Here is a 14,744-nt window from a genome sequence, read left to right as displayed (position 1 = left end):
GGGGTGTGGGGTCTTTCGTGACCGAGCACGAGGTGTTGCGCTGGGGCGTCGTCATGGCGTTCGTCGCCGCGGCGGGCATCGTTCTGGTACGGCATGTGGCGGTGCCGGTGACGCCGGGAGACGCGAGCGGACAGCGGCCGGGAACCTGGCCGAGCGAGGTCGACGCGCACGAATCCGACGCGGCCCATCTCGTGATGTGCCTGGTCATGCTCGCGATGCTGCTGTTCCCGGTGGCTGCCGCGCCCGATGCGATCCGCGGGGTGCTCATCGCCATGATCGTCGTGTACGCGGGCCTGTCGATCGTGCGAATCGCGCACTGGCGCATGGCATCCGGCGGTGACGGCGCCGAATTCCGGCTCCCGGCGGTGGTCTACCACCTGGTCGCGGCGGCGGCGATGCTATGGGTGATGGCCGGACATCATCACGGTATGGGGCACCCGGATATGAGCGATGCGGATGGCCCGCCGGTCGTACCCGTCTCGATCGTGGCCGGGCTGTTCGCGCTCGACGGCCTACTGCTGCTGTTCCCGCGTACGAGAATCGCACTGCGGCACAGTATTTCGCATCCGTCCGGCACACCGGGCGCCCTCGGCGCCGTTCCGCACGTCGTGATGGATCTCGGGACCGCCTATATGTTGATCGCCGCCGTCGCCTGATCAGAGGAGTATGGGGTGATCGGCCACGACGCGTCCGCCCAGGCGCACCCAGCCGTCGGAATCCCATTCGGTGAACAGCTGTGAACCCAAGCCCTGGGTGATGATCAGGCTGCGGCGCAATTTCGCGGTGAGTGCGATCGCGGCCGCGCCCGTCGCCTCGTCCTCGGCGATTCCCAAGGCGGGAGCGAACATTCGCGCGTGCACGGCGCCGCGCGCCTCGTTCGTCCAAGCCCACACGTAGTGCTGGCCGTCGGTGAAGTGGCGCGGATCGACCGTGTCGAGGAAGGCGGCGTCGGAGAATTCGTCGAAGGTGAATTCGGGCGCCCATTCGGCGCGGGCGCGAATCCAGACCAGACCGTCGTCGAGCATCTGGATTTCGACGGGACCGGCGGGCACATCGATGATCTTCACGGGATGCCCCTGATCGGCCAGCCACCATGCCGCGCCGACCATCGGATGTCCCGCGAACGGCAGCTCCCGTGCGGGGGTGTAGATGCGCATCCGGGCGCGCCCGGCCACCGGATCGTCGACGACCACCGTCTCACTGTGGCCGATTCGCGCCGCCAGCAACTGGTGATCGATCGCGGCCACGGCCCCCGCGCGCACGATGCCCAGTGGGTTACCGAGCCGGCCGGTGACGTCGGTGAAGACCCGAACCACCTCAACCTGTGCGCCGTCGCTTTCCCATTGGCTCATGCTGCCCCAGCGTACCCGGAGCAACACGCGCGATGCCCCGCCCCGATGGACGGGACGGGGCATCCGGTGGAATGCGTTTCGACGGTGCCTCAGACCGCCGCGGCGGCCAGCGTCTCGCTGGCCTGCACGGCCTGGCCGACGCCCGCCACGATCGCGGCGACGCGCAGCGCCTCGAAGATCACCTCGCGCGAGACGCCGGCCTCGCGCAGGGTGTTCTCGTGGGCCTCCAGGCAGTGCTGGCAGCCGTTGATCGACGACACCGCGAACGACCACAGCTCGAAATCGGCCTTCTCGACGCCCGGATTGCCGATGATCTGCATGCGCAGCCCGGCGCGCAGATCGTCGTAACGACCCTCGAGGAACGCCCGGCCCCGGTAGAACACGTTGTTCATACCCATGATCGAGGCGGCGCCCAGTGCCGCGTTGTAGGCCTCCGCGGACAGGGTGTCGGCGGCCTCCTCGCCGATCTCGCGCAGAGTGGTGGCCGACCGGGTGGCGGCCGCCGCGGCGAGCAGGGTGCCCCACAGCTGCTGTTCGTTCAGCACGGTCGACCGTGCGATGGACGACAGGTTGAGCTTGAGGTCCTTGGCGTATTCGGGAAGCGAATTCTTCAGGTTTTCAACAGACACGGGCAGGAACTTCCTTTTCGGTGATCAGACGCTCGCGGACAGCAGCTCACCCGCGTCGATGGTCGGGTCGCCCTTCTTCCAGTTGCAGGCGCACAGCTCGTCGGACTGCAGCGCGTCGAGCACGCGCAGCACCTCGTCGACGTTGCGGCCGACCGAACCGGCGGTCACGGAGACGAACTGGACCTCGTTGTTCGGATCGACGATGAAGGTCGCGCGGTCGGCGACACCGTCGGCGTTCAGCACGCCGGTCGCGGTGACGAGCTCACGCTTGAGGTCGCTCAGCATCGGGAAGGGGAGGGTCTTGAGATCCTCGTGCTGGGCGCGCCACTGGAAGTGCACGAACTCGTTGTCGACCGACACACCCAGGACCTGGGCGTCACGGTCGGCGAACTCCTCGTTCAGCTTGCCGAAGGCGGCGATCTCGGTCGGGCACACGAAGGTGAAGTCCTTCGGCCAGAAGAAGACGATGCGCCACTTGCCGGCGTAGTCGTCACTGGAGACCTGGGTGAAGTAGTCGTCGGGCTGCTGCGCGTTCACCTTCGACAGGTCACCGCCGATGACCGCCGTCAGGTTGTAGGCGGGGAACTGGTCGCCGATGGTCAGCAGAGCCATGTTGTCTCCTTCGTCGTGATGGGGCACGGGTGACGGGTCGCCCTGGTGCGGGACACCGTCGAAGCTTTCGCTGTCGATCATGCCCAAAAACCAATAAAAGGTAAAGGTGATCAGTTGCACTATACTGATAGGCGTGACTGATCAGACTTATCAGCCCACCCTGTCACAGCTGCGTGCGTTCGTGGCGATTGCGGAATACCGCCACTTCGGGACCGCCGCGGCTCATCTGAATGTGAGCCAACCCACGTTATCGCAGGCCCTGGCATCACTGGAAAACGGTTTGGGCCTGCAGCTGATCGAGCGCAGCACCCGCCGGGTGCTGGTGACCGCCGCGGGCAAAAGGTTGCTGCCGCAGGCGATGGCGACGCTCGAGGCCGCCGACCGCTTCGTCGCCACCGCGGCCGGCGACGGTCTCGGCGGCACCCTGCGCATGGGCATCATCCCCACCGTCGCGCCCTATGTGCTGCCCGCGTTGCTGCCGGAACTGCGCCGCCGGTTGCCGGCTCTGGTGCCGCATGTGATCGAGGATCAGACCGCCCGGCTGCTCGACGGATTGCGCAGCGGCGTCCTCGACGTCGCGATGATGGCACTGCCGTCCGAGGCCACCGGCGTGGTCGAAATCCCGCTCTACACCGAGGAATTCGTCCTGGTCACGCCCCTCGGACACGAATTGGCCGGGCGGAGCGACATCGAGCCCGCGGCCCTGGACGAGCTGCCGCTGCTGTTGCTCGACGAGGGGCACTGCCTGCGTGATCAGACGCTGGATCTGTGCCGGTCGCAGGACGTGCGCCCGGGGCCGGTCGGCGATACTCGCGCGGCCTCGCTGACGACGGTGGTGCAGTGTGTGGGCGGAGGGCTCGGGGTGACGCTGATTCCCGAGATGGCCGTGGCGGCCGAAACCTCCCGTGGCACATTGGATATCGCCCGATTCGCCGCGCCCGCACCGGGGCGCACCATCGGCCTGGTCTTCCGGGGTTCGACCGCACGCGTGGAGGACTACGAACAGCTGGCGGAAATCATTCGGGCACAACGCCCGATATGAGAAATTCCATGGTCTCCCATCCCGATTGACCGGCCGGTGGGCGTCTGGAACGCTCGTCGCGTGCGGATTCATCACCTCAACTGCGGCACCATGGCCATGGGCATGGTGGACCACTGCCTGCTCATCGAGACCAGGACCGGGTTGGTGCTGGTGGATACCGGATTCGGGCTCGACTGTGTGCGCGATCCCGGCCGCTTCGTGGGCCCCGGCCGCTTTCTACTCGGCATCCGGCCCGCCGAGCACCACACCGCCATCCGGCAGATCCAGGCGCTGGGCTACGACCCCGCCGATGTGCGCCACATCATCCTCACGCACCTCGACCTCGACCACTCCGCCGGACTAGCGGATTTCCCCGAGGCCACAATTCACGTGCACGGGCCCGAATTCCGCGCGGCGACCGCGGGGCGGACGCTGTCGGAGCGGCTGCGCTACCGCGCGGCGCAGTGGTCGCACGGCCCGCGCTGGATGGTCAACGAACTCGACGGCACCGACGAGTGGTTCGGTTTCCGCGCGGTGCGCGATCTGCCGGGCGTGCCGCCGGAAATCCTGGTCGTCCCGCTGCCCGGCCACACGCGCGGCCACGTCGGGGTCGCCGTCGACACGGGGTCGGGCTGGCTGCTGCACGCCGGTGACGCGTTCTACGTCGCGAGCGAGATCGACCCGGCCGGGCCGAAGACACCGCTGTTCTGGTGGTCGTTCGAACTGGGCTCGATTGTGCGCGGGGCCTATCTGGAGAACCGGCGGCGACTGGTGGAACTGGGCCGCGCACACGGCGATGCGATCACCATCGTCAACTCCCACGACCCTGATCTGTTCGCCCGGGTCACCGGTAATTCCGTGCGACCCGTCGGATAACGCCACGAGAGTTACCGTGCGCATCCCGTGGAAGCGGGGTTACCCGGTCTGGCGACTTCTCGGCAACCCGTGACCAGCGACGACGTAACGTGTGATGTGGGTCATGTTTACCCGGTGTGATGCGCCGCCCGGCCATTCGGCACAGTGGAGGGATGCGATACGGGTGTGCGAGTAGGAACGGATGGTTCGACGTAACGACGGATAGGTGCGCGGAGGGCGCCGGAGATGCCGGAGGGGTGATCCGGTGACCGCGGCGCAGAAGCCCGCGCCGCAACGCCGCGCACGTCCCGACGATCCCGGTCCGGACCTGTTCGCCTACGGCACCCTGCAATTCGGTCCCGTGCTCGATGTGCTGCTGGGCCGCACGCCCGAGATGGATGTCGCGGTCGCGCGGGGCTGGCGGGTCGCGGCCCTGCCGCAGCGGCTCTACCCGGGGCTTGTGGCCGAACCCGGGCGAATGGCGGGCGGGCTGGTCCTGCGCGGGCTGACCGCGGCCGACTGGCGGACCATCGAAGCCTTCGAGGATCCGGAATACGATCTGCGCCCGATCGAGCTCATCGGTTACGAGCAACCCGTGCGGACCTTCGTCTGGTCGTCGGCGGTCACGGGCAACGACTGGCTGCCCGAAGTGTTCGTCTCCCACCACCTCGACCGCTACGTCGAGCGCACGGCTCAGTGGCGGCAGGAGCGCGCCTGAGCGTCGGTGGTCGGCCATAGACCGCGGGACGCAGGTGTGCGGCAGGTTCGTGACGACGGCTGCCGAGAAGGACCGCCCGGGCCTGTCGTCCCGGGCGGTCCTTCTCGTATTCGATTGTTACGCAAGCCGATCCACGATCGCCGGCCGTATCATGCCCGAGCGGCGATCTCTCGCAGTGCGTACGGTTCGATGGCGCCGCGCACCAGCGCGCGTTCGTCGACCGTCTCCGCGTGGTAGGGCAGCTTCGGCAGCTTCTCGCACATCGCCGTGACCGGGTCGTCGATGCGCTCGGCGACACCGAACAGGAACGTCCACTCGTGCTCGTCGCTGCCGTAGGGCACCACGGTGGCGAACAGATCGGTGAACCGCTGCCACGAACGCTTCAGCGTCTCGTTGCGCCACATCGTCGGGCAACCGGCCTGAGCGGCCAGAACGCCGCCCTCCGCCAGCAGCGCCTTACATCGGGTGAGGAATTCCTCCTCGTAGAGGCGGTTGTGCTGGGCGTCCTCGACCCGCTCGTCGGGGAGGTCGATGACGATCACGTCGTAGCGCACACCGGCGGCTTCGGCCTCGGCCAGGAAGTCCCAGCCGTCGGCGTAGTGCATCCGGATCGCGCCGTCACCGCGGACCGCGGCCTCCAGATCGGCGGGAGTGTATCCGTAGGGCAGATGCCGGGCGCACAGCTCGACCTCCATCCGGTCGATATCGACATGGTCGACGCGGGTCGCGCCCGCGGCTACCGACATCTGGCTGGCCACGCCCTCACCGGAACCGATGATGAGCACGTTGTCGAGCTTGGCCGCCAGCGCGTAGGCCGGGACCAGCATCGCCTCGTGATAGGTCAGCTGGGAGAACTCGGTGGACTGCCGGTCGTCGTCGGAGAACAGCGACACGCCCTGCGCCGTGCGCGCGATCACCATGTGCTGGAACGGGGTTCGCGCATCCACGATCACCTCCGACAGATCCCAGACGCGGGTCAGGCCGTCGCCGACCGGCTCGTGCACCCGGCGCGCGTGATGCCCGCGCTGCACGACCTCCATATGCACCGATTCCGGCTGCAGCGCCTCCTGCAGCAACTCGACCGCCTTGGTGGCGCCGGCGCCGATGCTGCCGCATGTGAACACGTCGACGAAGATGTCGCCGGATTCCGGATAGGTGTGGATCGACGCGTGCGATTCCGACAGCAGCGCCAGCACCGTCACGCCGTGGGGCTCGAACTTCTTGTGCACCACCTCGCAGATCGTCACTCCCGCGGCGAGCAACGATTGTCGAAGCGCTGTTTCGAGTCGTTCGAGATCGTCGCAGAGGGCTACGTCGACACCACCGAACTCGGCCAGCACGTGCCAGCCGGTGAATTCTGCCGTCATGGGCAAACTCACTCTCGCTCAGCGCCGATGACATGCACAGTCAAAGGCGGAAAACCGTTGAAGGACACCGACGAATAGCTCGCCGTATAAGCGCCGGTATCGAGGATCCGAACGGGATCACCGGCTCGCAGCGTGGTCGGCAGAAGGACTCGCGTGCGTTGATACAGTACATCGTCTCCGTCGCAGGTCGGGCCCGCGATCACCGCCTCGTCGGCGGGGTCGCCGTCGCGGTCGGTGTCGATCCGGTAGGCGATGTACTCGTTCTCGGTCTCGGCCATACCGTTGTAGCGGCCGATGTCGAGATACACCCAGCGCCGCCCGTCCGGCGCGATGCGCACGTTCACGACCTCGGCGTGGATCACGCCGGCATTGCCCACCAGGGCACGGCCGGGTTCCACCACCAGGTCGGTGTGCTCGGGAAGGTGCCGCGTCGCCGACGCGGCGATCACGGCACTCAGTTCGGACAGCTCCGGCGCCGGGTCGGCGTACGAAATCGGCAGGCCCCCACCGATATTCACCGACGTCACCGGGATGTCCTTGACCGCCAGCGCCTCCGTGATGGCAGCGGCCTGCTCGATGCCGATCTGCCACGCCACCGGGTCCAGTTGCTGGGAACCCACGTGGAAATAGGGGCCCGCCACCCGCAGGCCCAGGTCGCCGGCGCGCACCAGCAGCCGCACCGCCTCACCGGGCGCGCAGCCGAATTTGGTGCCGAACGGGGTCTGTGACTGCGGCGCGGAGGCGAGGAACCGGCACTCCACCTCCGAGCCCGGCGCGAGTTCGGCGATCCGCTCCAGGTCGTCCTCGGTGTCGAAGGCGAACCGGCGCACGCCCGCGGCGTAGGCGGCGGCGATGTGGGCGGCCTTCTTGATCGGATTGCCGTAGCAGAGCACTGCCGGGTCGACGCCCAGCGCCACACACATCTCGATCTCGCCGATGCTGGCGACGTCGAATTCGGCGCCCTCGGAATCGAGCAGCCGGATGATCTCCGGCATCGGAGATGCTTTGACAGCGAAGCGAATTCGTGCCGACGGGAAGGCCGCACGGAAAGCGTGGAAGTTGCCGCGCACCCGATCGAGGTCGATGACGAGACAGGGCGACTCGGGCGCGTTTGTACCGGTCAATCTAAGGGAACTCTCTTTCTTCTGGGCAGCCTCCCGCTGCAGGCAGCGAGCGAGAGAGTATCAGCGCGGGGGCACGGGAAACGAACCGGAACGAGGGTCGGCTTGATCACGCTCGGGTCAGCGCGGCCCGCACCGGGGGACGGTGGCCGGATCAGATCAGCGCGTCGGCACCGGGTTTTCGGCGGCGTACGAGCGTCGTGGCCGGATCGCGACGGAGGTCGAGAACGATCGTGCTCATCCCGCACGCACCGTCATCGCGTCGAAGACCACCTCGCCGGCGGCATCGGATTCGGCCAGATCCACGACGGCCTCGAGCGCCCAGCCGTGATCACCGGCGGGGTCGTCGAGCACCTGGCGCACCCGCCAGAAACCCGGTTCGGTCTCCACGGCGAACAGCGCCGGGCCGCGGGCGTCCGGGCCGGTGCCGATCGCGCCGTATTCGTCGAAGTACGCGGCCAGATCGTTCGCCCAGTCCGGTCCGTCGTCGAATTCGGCGAGTTCGTCCCAGCGCTGCCGGGCGGCCAGCTCGACCCGGCGAAACATGCTGTTGCGCACCATGACCCGGAACGCGCGTTCGTTCGCGGTGATCGGCCGCACGGTGTCGGCGCCGAAGGCGAGTTGATCGTCGTCGGTCTCGGCGCCCGGATTGGTGAGTTGCTCCCATTCGTCGAGCAGACTCGAATCGACTTGGCGGACAAGCTCACCGAGCCATTCGGTGATGTCCTCGAGTTCCTCGGTGCGCGCGGATTCGGGGACGGTCCGGCGCAGCGCGCGATAGGCGTCGGCAAGGTAGCGCAGCACCAGGCCCTCCGAGCGCGCCAGCTCGTACTGGGAGACCAATTCGGCGAAAGTCAGTGAGCGCTCGATCATTTCGCGCACCACGGACTTGGGGGAGGGGCTGAATTCCGAGACCCACGGATGGCCGGCGCGATAGGTTTCGAAGGCCGGTTCGATCAGCTCGGCCAGCGGTTTCGGCCAGGTGATCTCCTCGATCAGCTCCATGCGTTCGTCGTACTCGATGCCGTCGGCCTTCATCTCGGCGATCGCCGCACCCCGCGCCCGGTGCTGCTGGGCGAGCAGCAACTGGCGCGGATCCTCCAGTGTGGATTCGATGATCGACACCACATCCAGTGTGTAGCTGGGAGCGGAGTTGTCAAGCAGCTCCAGCGCTGCCAGCGCGAACGGCGACAGTGGCTGGTCGAGAGCGAAGTCGCGCTGCAGATCGACGGTGAGCCGCGCCCGGCGGCCGGTGGCGTCGGGTTCGTCGAGTTGCTGGACCACGCCCGCATCGCGCAGCGCACGGTAGAGCCGGATCGCTTTCAGGATGTGTTTGCGCTGCGCAGGCCGTGGTTCGTGATTGTCCTCGAGCAGATGGCGCATCGCGTCGAAACAGTTGCCAGGCCGGGCGATGACGTTGAGCAGCATCGAATTGGTGACCCGGAAACGAGACACCATCGGTTCCGGCTGCGCGGTGACGAGCCGGTCGAAGGTGTCCTCCGACCAGGACACGAAACCCTCCGGCGGTTTACGCCGCTGGATTTTGCGCAGCTTCTTCGGATCGTCGCCGGCCTTGGCGACCAGCCGGGCGTTCTCCACCTCGTGCTCGGGTGCCTGCACCACCACCGTGCCGACGGTGTCGTATCCGGCGCGCCCGGCCCGGCCCGCGATCTGATGGAATTCGCGCGCCTTCAAACGCCGCGTGCGCACCCCGTCGAATTTCGTCAATCCGGTGAGCAGCACCGTGCGGATCGGCACGTTGATGCCCACACCGAGGGTGTCGGTGCCGCAGACGACCTTCAGCAACCCGTCCTGGGCCAGCCGTTCCACCAGCCGCCGGTACTTCGGCAACATCCCGGCATGGTGGACGCCGATGCCGTGGCGGATCAGCCGCGACAGTGTCTTGCCGAATCCGGTCGCGAACCGGAAACCACCCAGCGCCTGGGCGATCGCGTCCTTTTCCGCCTTGGACGCGAAATTCACACTCGTCAGCGCCTGAGCGCGCTCGAGTGCGGCGGCCTGGGTGAAGTGCACGACGTAGACCGGGGCCTGGCTGGTGGTCACCAGCTCTTCCAGGGTCTCCGTGATGGGAGTGCGGACATAGGAGAACAGCAGCGGCACCGGGCGCTCGGAGCCGGTGACGACGGCGGTGGAGCGGCCGGTGCGGCGTTCCAGATCCCTGGCGAAATGGTCCACCTCACCCAAAGTGGCCGACATCAGCAGGAATTGGGCGCGCGGCAGTTCCAGCAGCGGCACCTGCCAGGCCCAGCCGCGATCGGGATCGGCGTAGAAATGGAATTCGTCCATCACCACCTGGCCGACATCCGCGTCCGCGCCTTCCCGCAGCGCGAGATTGGCGAGGATTTCGGCGGTGGCGCAGATGATGGGGGCGGTCGGATTCACCGCGGCGTCGCCGGTGACCATGCCGACCTTGTCGGCGCCGAACACCTCGCACAGCGCGAAGAACTTCTCGCTGACCAGCGCCTTGATCGGCGCGGTGTAGTAGCTGCGCTCACCGCGGTTCAGCGCGGCGAAGTGGGCGCCGACGGCGACCATCGATTTGCCGGAGCCGGTAGGGGTGGCGAGGATGACGTTCGCCCCGGTCATCAGCTCTAGCAGGGCCTCTTCCTGCGCCGGATACAGCGTCAGCCCCTGGGCGGAGGTCCATTCGGCGAAGGTTTCGTACAGCCAGTCGGCATCCACGTCGGGCACGGCACGGTCGGGAACCAGTTCGGACAGCTGCACGTGCGTCCACGTTACCGACGAACCGCCGCGGGTACCGCATCGCCCGGCGGCACGGCCGTCAACCGTGCGCGCCGGGCGATGTGGTGTGGGTCAGTCCCGGGAGTCGTCGCCGTCGCCGAATTCGGTCTGCTCGGCGAGGAAGCGCTCGAACTCCGCGCCCAGTTCCTCGCCTGTCGGCAGGTCGGCCTCGCCGGCGAGCAGGCTGGAGCGGCGCTCTTGGGCGGTGACGAAGCTGTCGTACTGGCGCTCGAGCGCCTGTACCACCGTCTCCACCTCGGCATTTCCGGCGATGTGCTCGTTGACCTGTTCGCGCACGCGGGCCGCGGCCTCGCCGAGTGCGGCCAGCGGAAGTTCCAGCCCGGCGTTGTCGGCGACGTTCTCCAGCAGTGTCTGCGCGGCTTCCGGGTACGCGGTCTGCGCCAGATAGTGCGGGACGTGCACCGAGAATCCGATGGATTCGTGGCCGTGCTGTCCCATGCGGTACTCCAGCAGCGACGACGCGCTACCGGGAACCTGCAGTTCTCCGGGCCAGCGCTGATGTTCACCGATCAGATCGCGGTCGCTGGCGTGTGCGGTGACACCCAGCGGCCGGGTGTGCGGAATCGCCATCGGGATCGCGCTCAGGCCGATGCTGCGACGCACGCCTAGCTGTTCGGCCAGCAGGCGAACCGCCGTCACGAACTTTTCCCAGCGCAAGTCGGGTTCGATGCCCGACAGCAACAGGAAGGGGGTGCCGGCGGTATCGCGCAGCGCCCACAGGTTCAGTTCCGGATCGGCGTAGTCGGAGAAGTGATCGGTCTTGAACGTCATCAACGGCCGCCGCGAGCGATAGTCGAGCAATTCGTCGACGTCGAACGAGGCGACGAGCTCCGATTCGAGGCTTTCGCGCAGATGGGTCGTTGCCAGCCGTACCGCGTGACCCGCGTCGGTGAAACCTTCCAGGCCGTGCACCAGCACCGGACCCTCGCCGTCGGCCGAGGACAGCTGCGGAGCGGGGAACTCCAGCTCGTACATACTGCTCATTTGCCAAACTCCCTGGTCAAGCCCTGTCCGCCTCAGTCGTTTTCAGTGGTGGCCCGGTGCCGGATCTCGCCACCTCTCCACCGTCCAGGGTACGCGCGCGGGGGTCGCGTACCGGTCGGCGTGCGGGTGGTGACATCCGACGGAAACCGCCGGTCCACCGGGGGATGTAACCCTGCAGAGTAGCGGTCGCGGAGCGTACCCGGCGGAGGTAGGCCACGCTCTGTCCTACCGGAGAAGACAACTCCGGATCGGCAAGCCATATTCCCGCGGGGTCGGCGTGGCAGATCCGCGGGGGCGGCGGTATCGGCCATAGTGGGGGAGTGAGCGTCCCGGATCCGCCGGCCTCGCGGAGGCGCCGCGGGTTCGGCCGCACCGTCGGGTACGCGGCATTGAGTTGTCTGCTCGCCGCGTGCGGTTCCACGGTGTCCGGGCATCCGGCCGCGATGCGCCAGAGTGTGGTCACCCGGCATATCGACGGTGATCTGACGGCGATGCTGCCCGGCCAGGACCGATTCCCGACGGGCTATACGACCGTCGTCGCCTCCGGTGATCGCGCCGCGGCGGCGGCCGCGGACCTCACCGCGATTCCGCCGGGGGCACAAATCGACCCACCGGACTGTGCACCCGATCCGCCCGATCCCGGCCGGATCGCCGTCGTGGTCGGCACCGACGACCGGACGCGAGCCACGATCACCGTCGTGCTCAGCCGTACGAACGAGCCGTTGTCCCGTCTGGGCGACCAGCTTTCGCGCTGCGCCACGGTGCGTGCCCGGCACGCGGCGATCGATCGCACGATCACCACGCGGCTCCTGCCGCCTCCGCCGGTCGATGCCGACGACACTCTGGCCTTCGGCCGGACGGTGACCGGCGCGCCGCCCGGCAGCTCCGCCGATCCGGCCCTGCGCACACTGCTCGCGCAGGTCGGTGACATCCGAATCGAAACCACGGCAATGACTTTCGGTGCCGACGCACCGGATACGACCGGCCTGGACCAGGTCTTCACGGCCGCGGTCGCCAAGGTCCGCACCCGCTGACACCTCTGGCGGATGTGCTCTCCCCGGCGCAACCGTAACAGCAGGCACCGACATCCCCGCCCGGTTCCACCGCGTGTCGCCGGCGCGATCCCCAGGTCTCGACGGGCTCCCCAGACGAAATATAAGCCCAGCTCAGCCACGCGGGCCGGCGGTGACGCCCGGGCAGTGTGAATGCCATGACCACACACACCGGCCCCAGCCGGCCCAGCACCGACCGCCCCGATGCCGTGCGGACGCCCTCGCCTTCGAGTGCTGCGTCTCATCCCGACGCGGCCTCGCCGGAGGCGGACACGATACGAGTCGTGACCGGCCCCGGCACCTCGCCGCTGCCCGAGTCGACGGTGCGGGAGGGCGTGCCGGGCCGAGAGGACTGCTCTGCGACCGCGGGTCATGCGCGGAAGGCAGGCCACGGCGGGCCGGAGGGCACCTCTGCCGCCGCGGGCCATGCGCGGAAGGTCACGAATGCCTCGGGGGCCACGAGGGGCACGAGGGCCGCGGAGGGCGAAGCCGCTACCGGTAGTGAGCGCGACGCGGCGTCGCCGCCTTCTTCGCCGCGCATCGCCCCACGCGCCCACCGGATCTGTCGCTCGCAGGACGGAGTCACCCGCACGACGGGCGGAAGGACGGGCGGATCGACCGCCGAGGCGGGACCAGTTCCGTTGCACTGCGCCACTTTTCGCGGGGGCGCACGTGTGGACGCCCCGCGAGACGCGTGTGCCGGCACCCGATGCGCGGCCGTGCGCGAATGCGTCGGCGCCGAAGACGGCTGCGGCGACTCGACGGGGCCGAAGCGGCGTTGGCGGTGTGAGGCCGACCAGGTGTTGCGGCCGCGTGCGGATATCTGCGGACGTGACAGCGGTGACGAGGAATACGGTGCTGTGCACAACGCGGACGGCATGGTGGACGCCGGTGGTGATACGGCGAAATCGTCGCCGTCACAGCGGGATATGCCGCCAGAACCGGCGGGAAGCGTGGCGGACACGCCTATTACCGGACCGGGTTCGACACCGCCCGGCGGGAACGGCCACGACAGTGAGGCCGAACCGGGTTTGTCCGGCCGGGGCGACGGTGGGACGTCCGGGGACCTGGTCGAAGACGCGATGGGACACCACACGCGAGCAGAAGGCGTCGAACAGCTGTGGACGGCGACGGCGCTGACCATGAACGAGCCGGCGGAGTTCATCGCGGCGGTGCCCGCGCTGCTGGGATTTCGACCGCAGCGCTCGCTGGTGGCCTGTCTGCTGCTGCGGTCGCGGAAGTACCCGGGCGCGGTCTATCTCGGAGCGGTGGCCCGCCACGATCTCGACGTGGCGGGCTGCGGGGCCTGGGTGCGACTGGCCGGCCAGCTGGCCGCCATCTGTGGTCGGGAGCAGGCCGTCGGTGTGGTGACGCTGATCGTCGACGATCGTGCCACGGCACCGCGGGCGGGCCGGGCCGGGCGGCGCGCGGCCCGGCATCGCGACTTGGTGCGGGTGCTCGACGGCGCGCTGCGGAGTCAGGACGTACTCCTCGCGGAAGCATGGGCCGTGGGCGAGATCACCCCGGGCGCCGACTGGTGGAGTGTGCTCGATCCGGACAGTGCCGGGACACAAGCGGATCCAGTGGCCTCGCCGGTCGCGCTCGCTCAGGTGCTCGACGGCCGTCCCATCCGCGGCTCGCGCACCGAGCTCACGGCCGCGGTGGCGGAGGACATGCCGCTGCGGGTCGAGATCGACGCGGTGATCGGCAGCGCCGCGGAGGCCGCCAGGCTGCGGTTCCGGCGCGCACTGCGTGCCGGTGAGCCGCGCTCCTACAGCCGCGCGGCCCTCGACATGGTGCTGTGGCAGATCAGCACCGTCGAATCGGGCGACGAACTCGACCCACGCGAACTCGCGGATCTGGCCGTCGCCGTGCGCGACACCGCGGTGCGCGATTCCCTGTTCGCGGTGGCGCTGGGTGCCCATGCCGCCGCGGCCGAAGCGCTATGGTCTCGTGCCTGCCGCGGCCTCACCGGCCCCGACCGCGCCGAACTGGCCACCCTTTTCGGCTACAGCGCCTACACCCGCGGCGACGGACCGCTGGCGGGTGTGGCGTTCGAGGCGGCACTGCAGGCCGATCCGGCGCATCGCATCGCACGACTGCTGGATGCGGCGCTACGTACCGGTATGCGCCCCGGTGACGTGCGCAAACTCGCCGTCAGCGGTCGCGATATCGCCGCCGGACTGGGGGTCGACCTGGTCATCGCCGAACCCGGCGAATCGCACACCGGCACGGAGTCGCGATGACAT

The 14,744-nt window shown here is 68.4% G+C and carries 13 protein-coding genes; 6 read left to right on the top strand and 7 right to left on the bottom strand.

The genetic code is table 11. From position 1 onward, the window contains the following. Positions 1-5 precede the first annotated feature (5 nt). A complete protein-coding gene (locus NE2_RS27880; protein ID WP_063030869.1) occupies positions 6-656 on the top strand; it encodes a DUF5134 domain-containing protein in 651 nt (216 codons plus the stop codon). Here the strand turns inward: NE2_RS27880 and NE2_RS27875 are convergent, their stop codons facing one another. The 3 genes from NE2_RS27875 to NE2_RS27865 all read right to left on the bottom strand — a co-directional run bounded on the left by NE2_RS27875 (position 657) and on the right by NE2_RS27865 (position 2,593). Next, positions 657-1,352 carry a PhzF family phenazine biosynthesis protein gene (locus tag NE2_RS27875; RefSeq protein WP_063030897.1) on the bottom strand — a complete coding sequence of 232 codons (696 nt, stop codon included), beginning with the start codon at positions 1,350-1,352 and terminating at the stop codon, positions 657-659. A gap of 89 nt (positions 1,353-1,441) precedes the next feature. Beyond that, on the bottom strand, positions 1,442-1,981 hold the full coding sequence (gene ahpD / locus NE2_RS27870) for an alkylhydroperoxidase, AhpD family (protein ID WP_063030867.1): 540 nt from the start codon (positions 1,979-1,981) through the stop codon (positions 1,442-1,444). A 24-nt stretch (positions 1,982-2,005) separates the two neighbouring features. After that, positions 2,006-2,593, bottom strand: a complete 588-nt coding sequence (locus NE2_RS27865) for a peroxiredoxin (RefSeq protein ID WP_030517257.1) — start codon at positions 2,591-2,593, stop codon at positions 2,006-2,008. A gap of 133 nt (positions 2,594-2,726) precedes the next feature. Between NE2_RS27865 and NE2_RS27860 the strand changes: the two genes are divergently transcribed. The 3 genes from NE2_RS27860 to NE2_RS27850 all read left to right on the top strand — a co-directional run bounded on the left by NE2_RS27860 (position 2,727) and on the right by NE2_RS27850 (position 5,187). Then, on the top strand, positions 2,727-3,635 hold the full coding sequence (locus NE2_RS27860) for a hydrogen peroxide-inducible genes activator (protein ID WP_063030865.1): 909 nt from the start codon (positions 2,727-2,729) through the stop codon (positions 3,633-3,635). Between the two features lie 60 nt (positions 3,636-3,695). Beyond that, positions 3,696-4,490 carry an MBL fold metallo-hydrolase gene (locus NE2_RS27855; protein WP_063030863.1) on the top strand — a complete coding sequence of 265 codons (795 nt, stop codon included), beginning with the start codon at positions 3,696-3,698 and terminating at the stop codon, positions 4,488-4,490. A 244-nt stretch (positions 4,491-4,734) separates the two neighbouring features. Beyond that, complete coding sequence (locus NE2_RS27850; protein WP_063030861.1) at positions 4,735-5,187, top strand: gamma-glutamylcyclotransferase family protein; 453 nt, start codon at positions 4,735-4,737, stop codon at positions 5,185-5,187. Positions 5,188-5,336: 149 nt separating this feature from the next. On the opposite strand, the gene speD is transcribed toward NE2_RS27850, so the two are convergent. The 4 genes from speD to NE2_RS27830 all read right to left on the bottom strand — a co-directional run bounded on the left by speD (position 5,337) and on the right by NE2_RS27830 (position 11,443). Then, complete coding sequence (speD, locus tag NE2_RS27845) at positions 5,337-6,554, bottom strand: adenosylmethionine decarboxylase (protein WP_063030859.1); 1,218 nt, start codon at positions 6,552-6,554, stop codon at positions 5,337-5,339. A gap of 8 nt (positions 6,555-6,562) precedes the next feature. After that, on the bottom strand, positions 6,563-7,678 hold the full coding sequence (locus NE2_RS27840) for a type III PLP-dependent enzyme (protein ID WP_106958650.1): 1,116 nt from the start codon (positions 7,676-7,678) through the stop codon (positions 6,563-6,565). Between the two features lie 234 nt (positions 7,679-7,912). Beyond that, positions 7,913-10,420, bottom strand: a complete 2,508-nt coding sequence (locus NE2_RS27835; protein ID WP_063030855.1) for a DEAD/DEAH box helicase — start codon at positions 10,418-10,420, stop codon at positions 7,913-7,915. 90 nt (positions 10,421-10,510) lie between these two features. Continuing rightward, positions 10,511-11,443, bottom strand: coding sequence for a proteasome assembly chaperone family protein (locus NE2_RS27830; protein ID WP_063030853.1), 933 nt, complete (start codon positions 11,441-11,443; stop codon positions 10,511-10,513). 320 nt (positions 11,444-11,763) lie between these two features. Here NE2_RS27830 and NE2_RS27825 point away from each other — a divergent pair, with 320 nt between their 5' ends. Together NE2_RS27825 and NE2_RS35250 are read left to right on the top strand one after the other, a co-directional pair. Continuing rightward, positions 11,764-12,477: a DUF5642 family protein gene (locus tag NE2_RS27825; RefSeq protein WP_063030851.1), complete on the top strand. Its 714-nt coding sequence runs from the start codon at positions 11,764-11,766 to the stop codon at positions 12,475-12,477. A gap of 692 nt (positions 12,478-13,169) precedes the next feature. Continuing rightward, the gene (locus NE2_RS35250; protein ID WP_063030849.1) at positions 13,170-14,741 is read left to right on the top strand and encodes a DUF4192 domain-containing protein; all 1,572 of its coding nucleotides are present in this window, start codon (positions 13,170-13,172) and stop codon (positions 14,739-14,741) included. Positions 14,742-14,744: the final 3 nt, after the last annotated feature.

Source organism: Nocardia elegans NBRC 108235 (assembly GCF_001612845.1).
GTDB lineage: Bacteria > Actinomycetota > Actinomycetes > Mycobacteriales > Mycobacteriaceae > Nocardia > Nocardia nova.
This window is presented reverse-complemented; position numbering and strand designations above follow the sequence as displayed.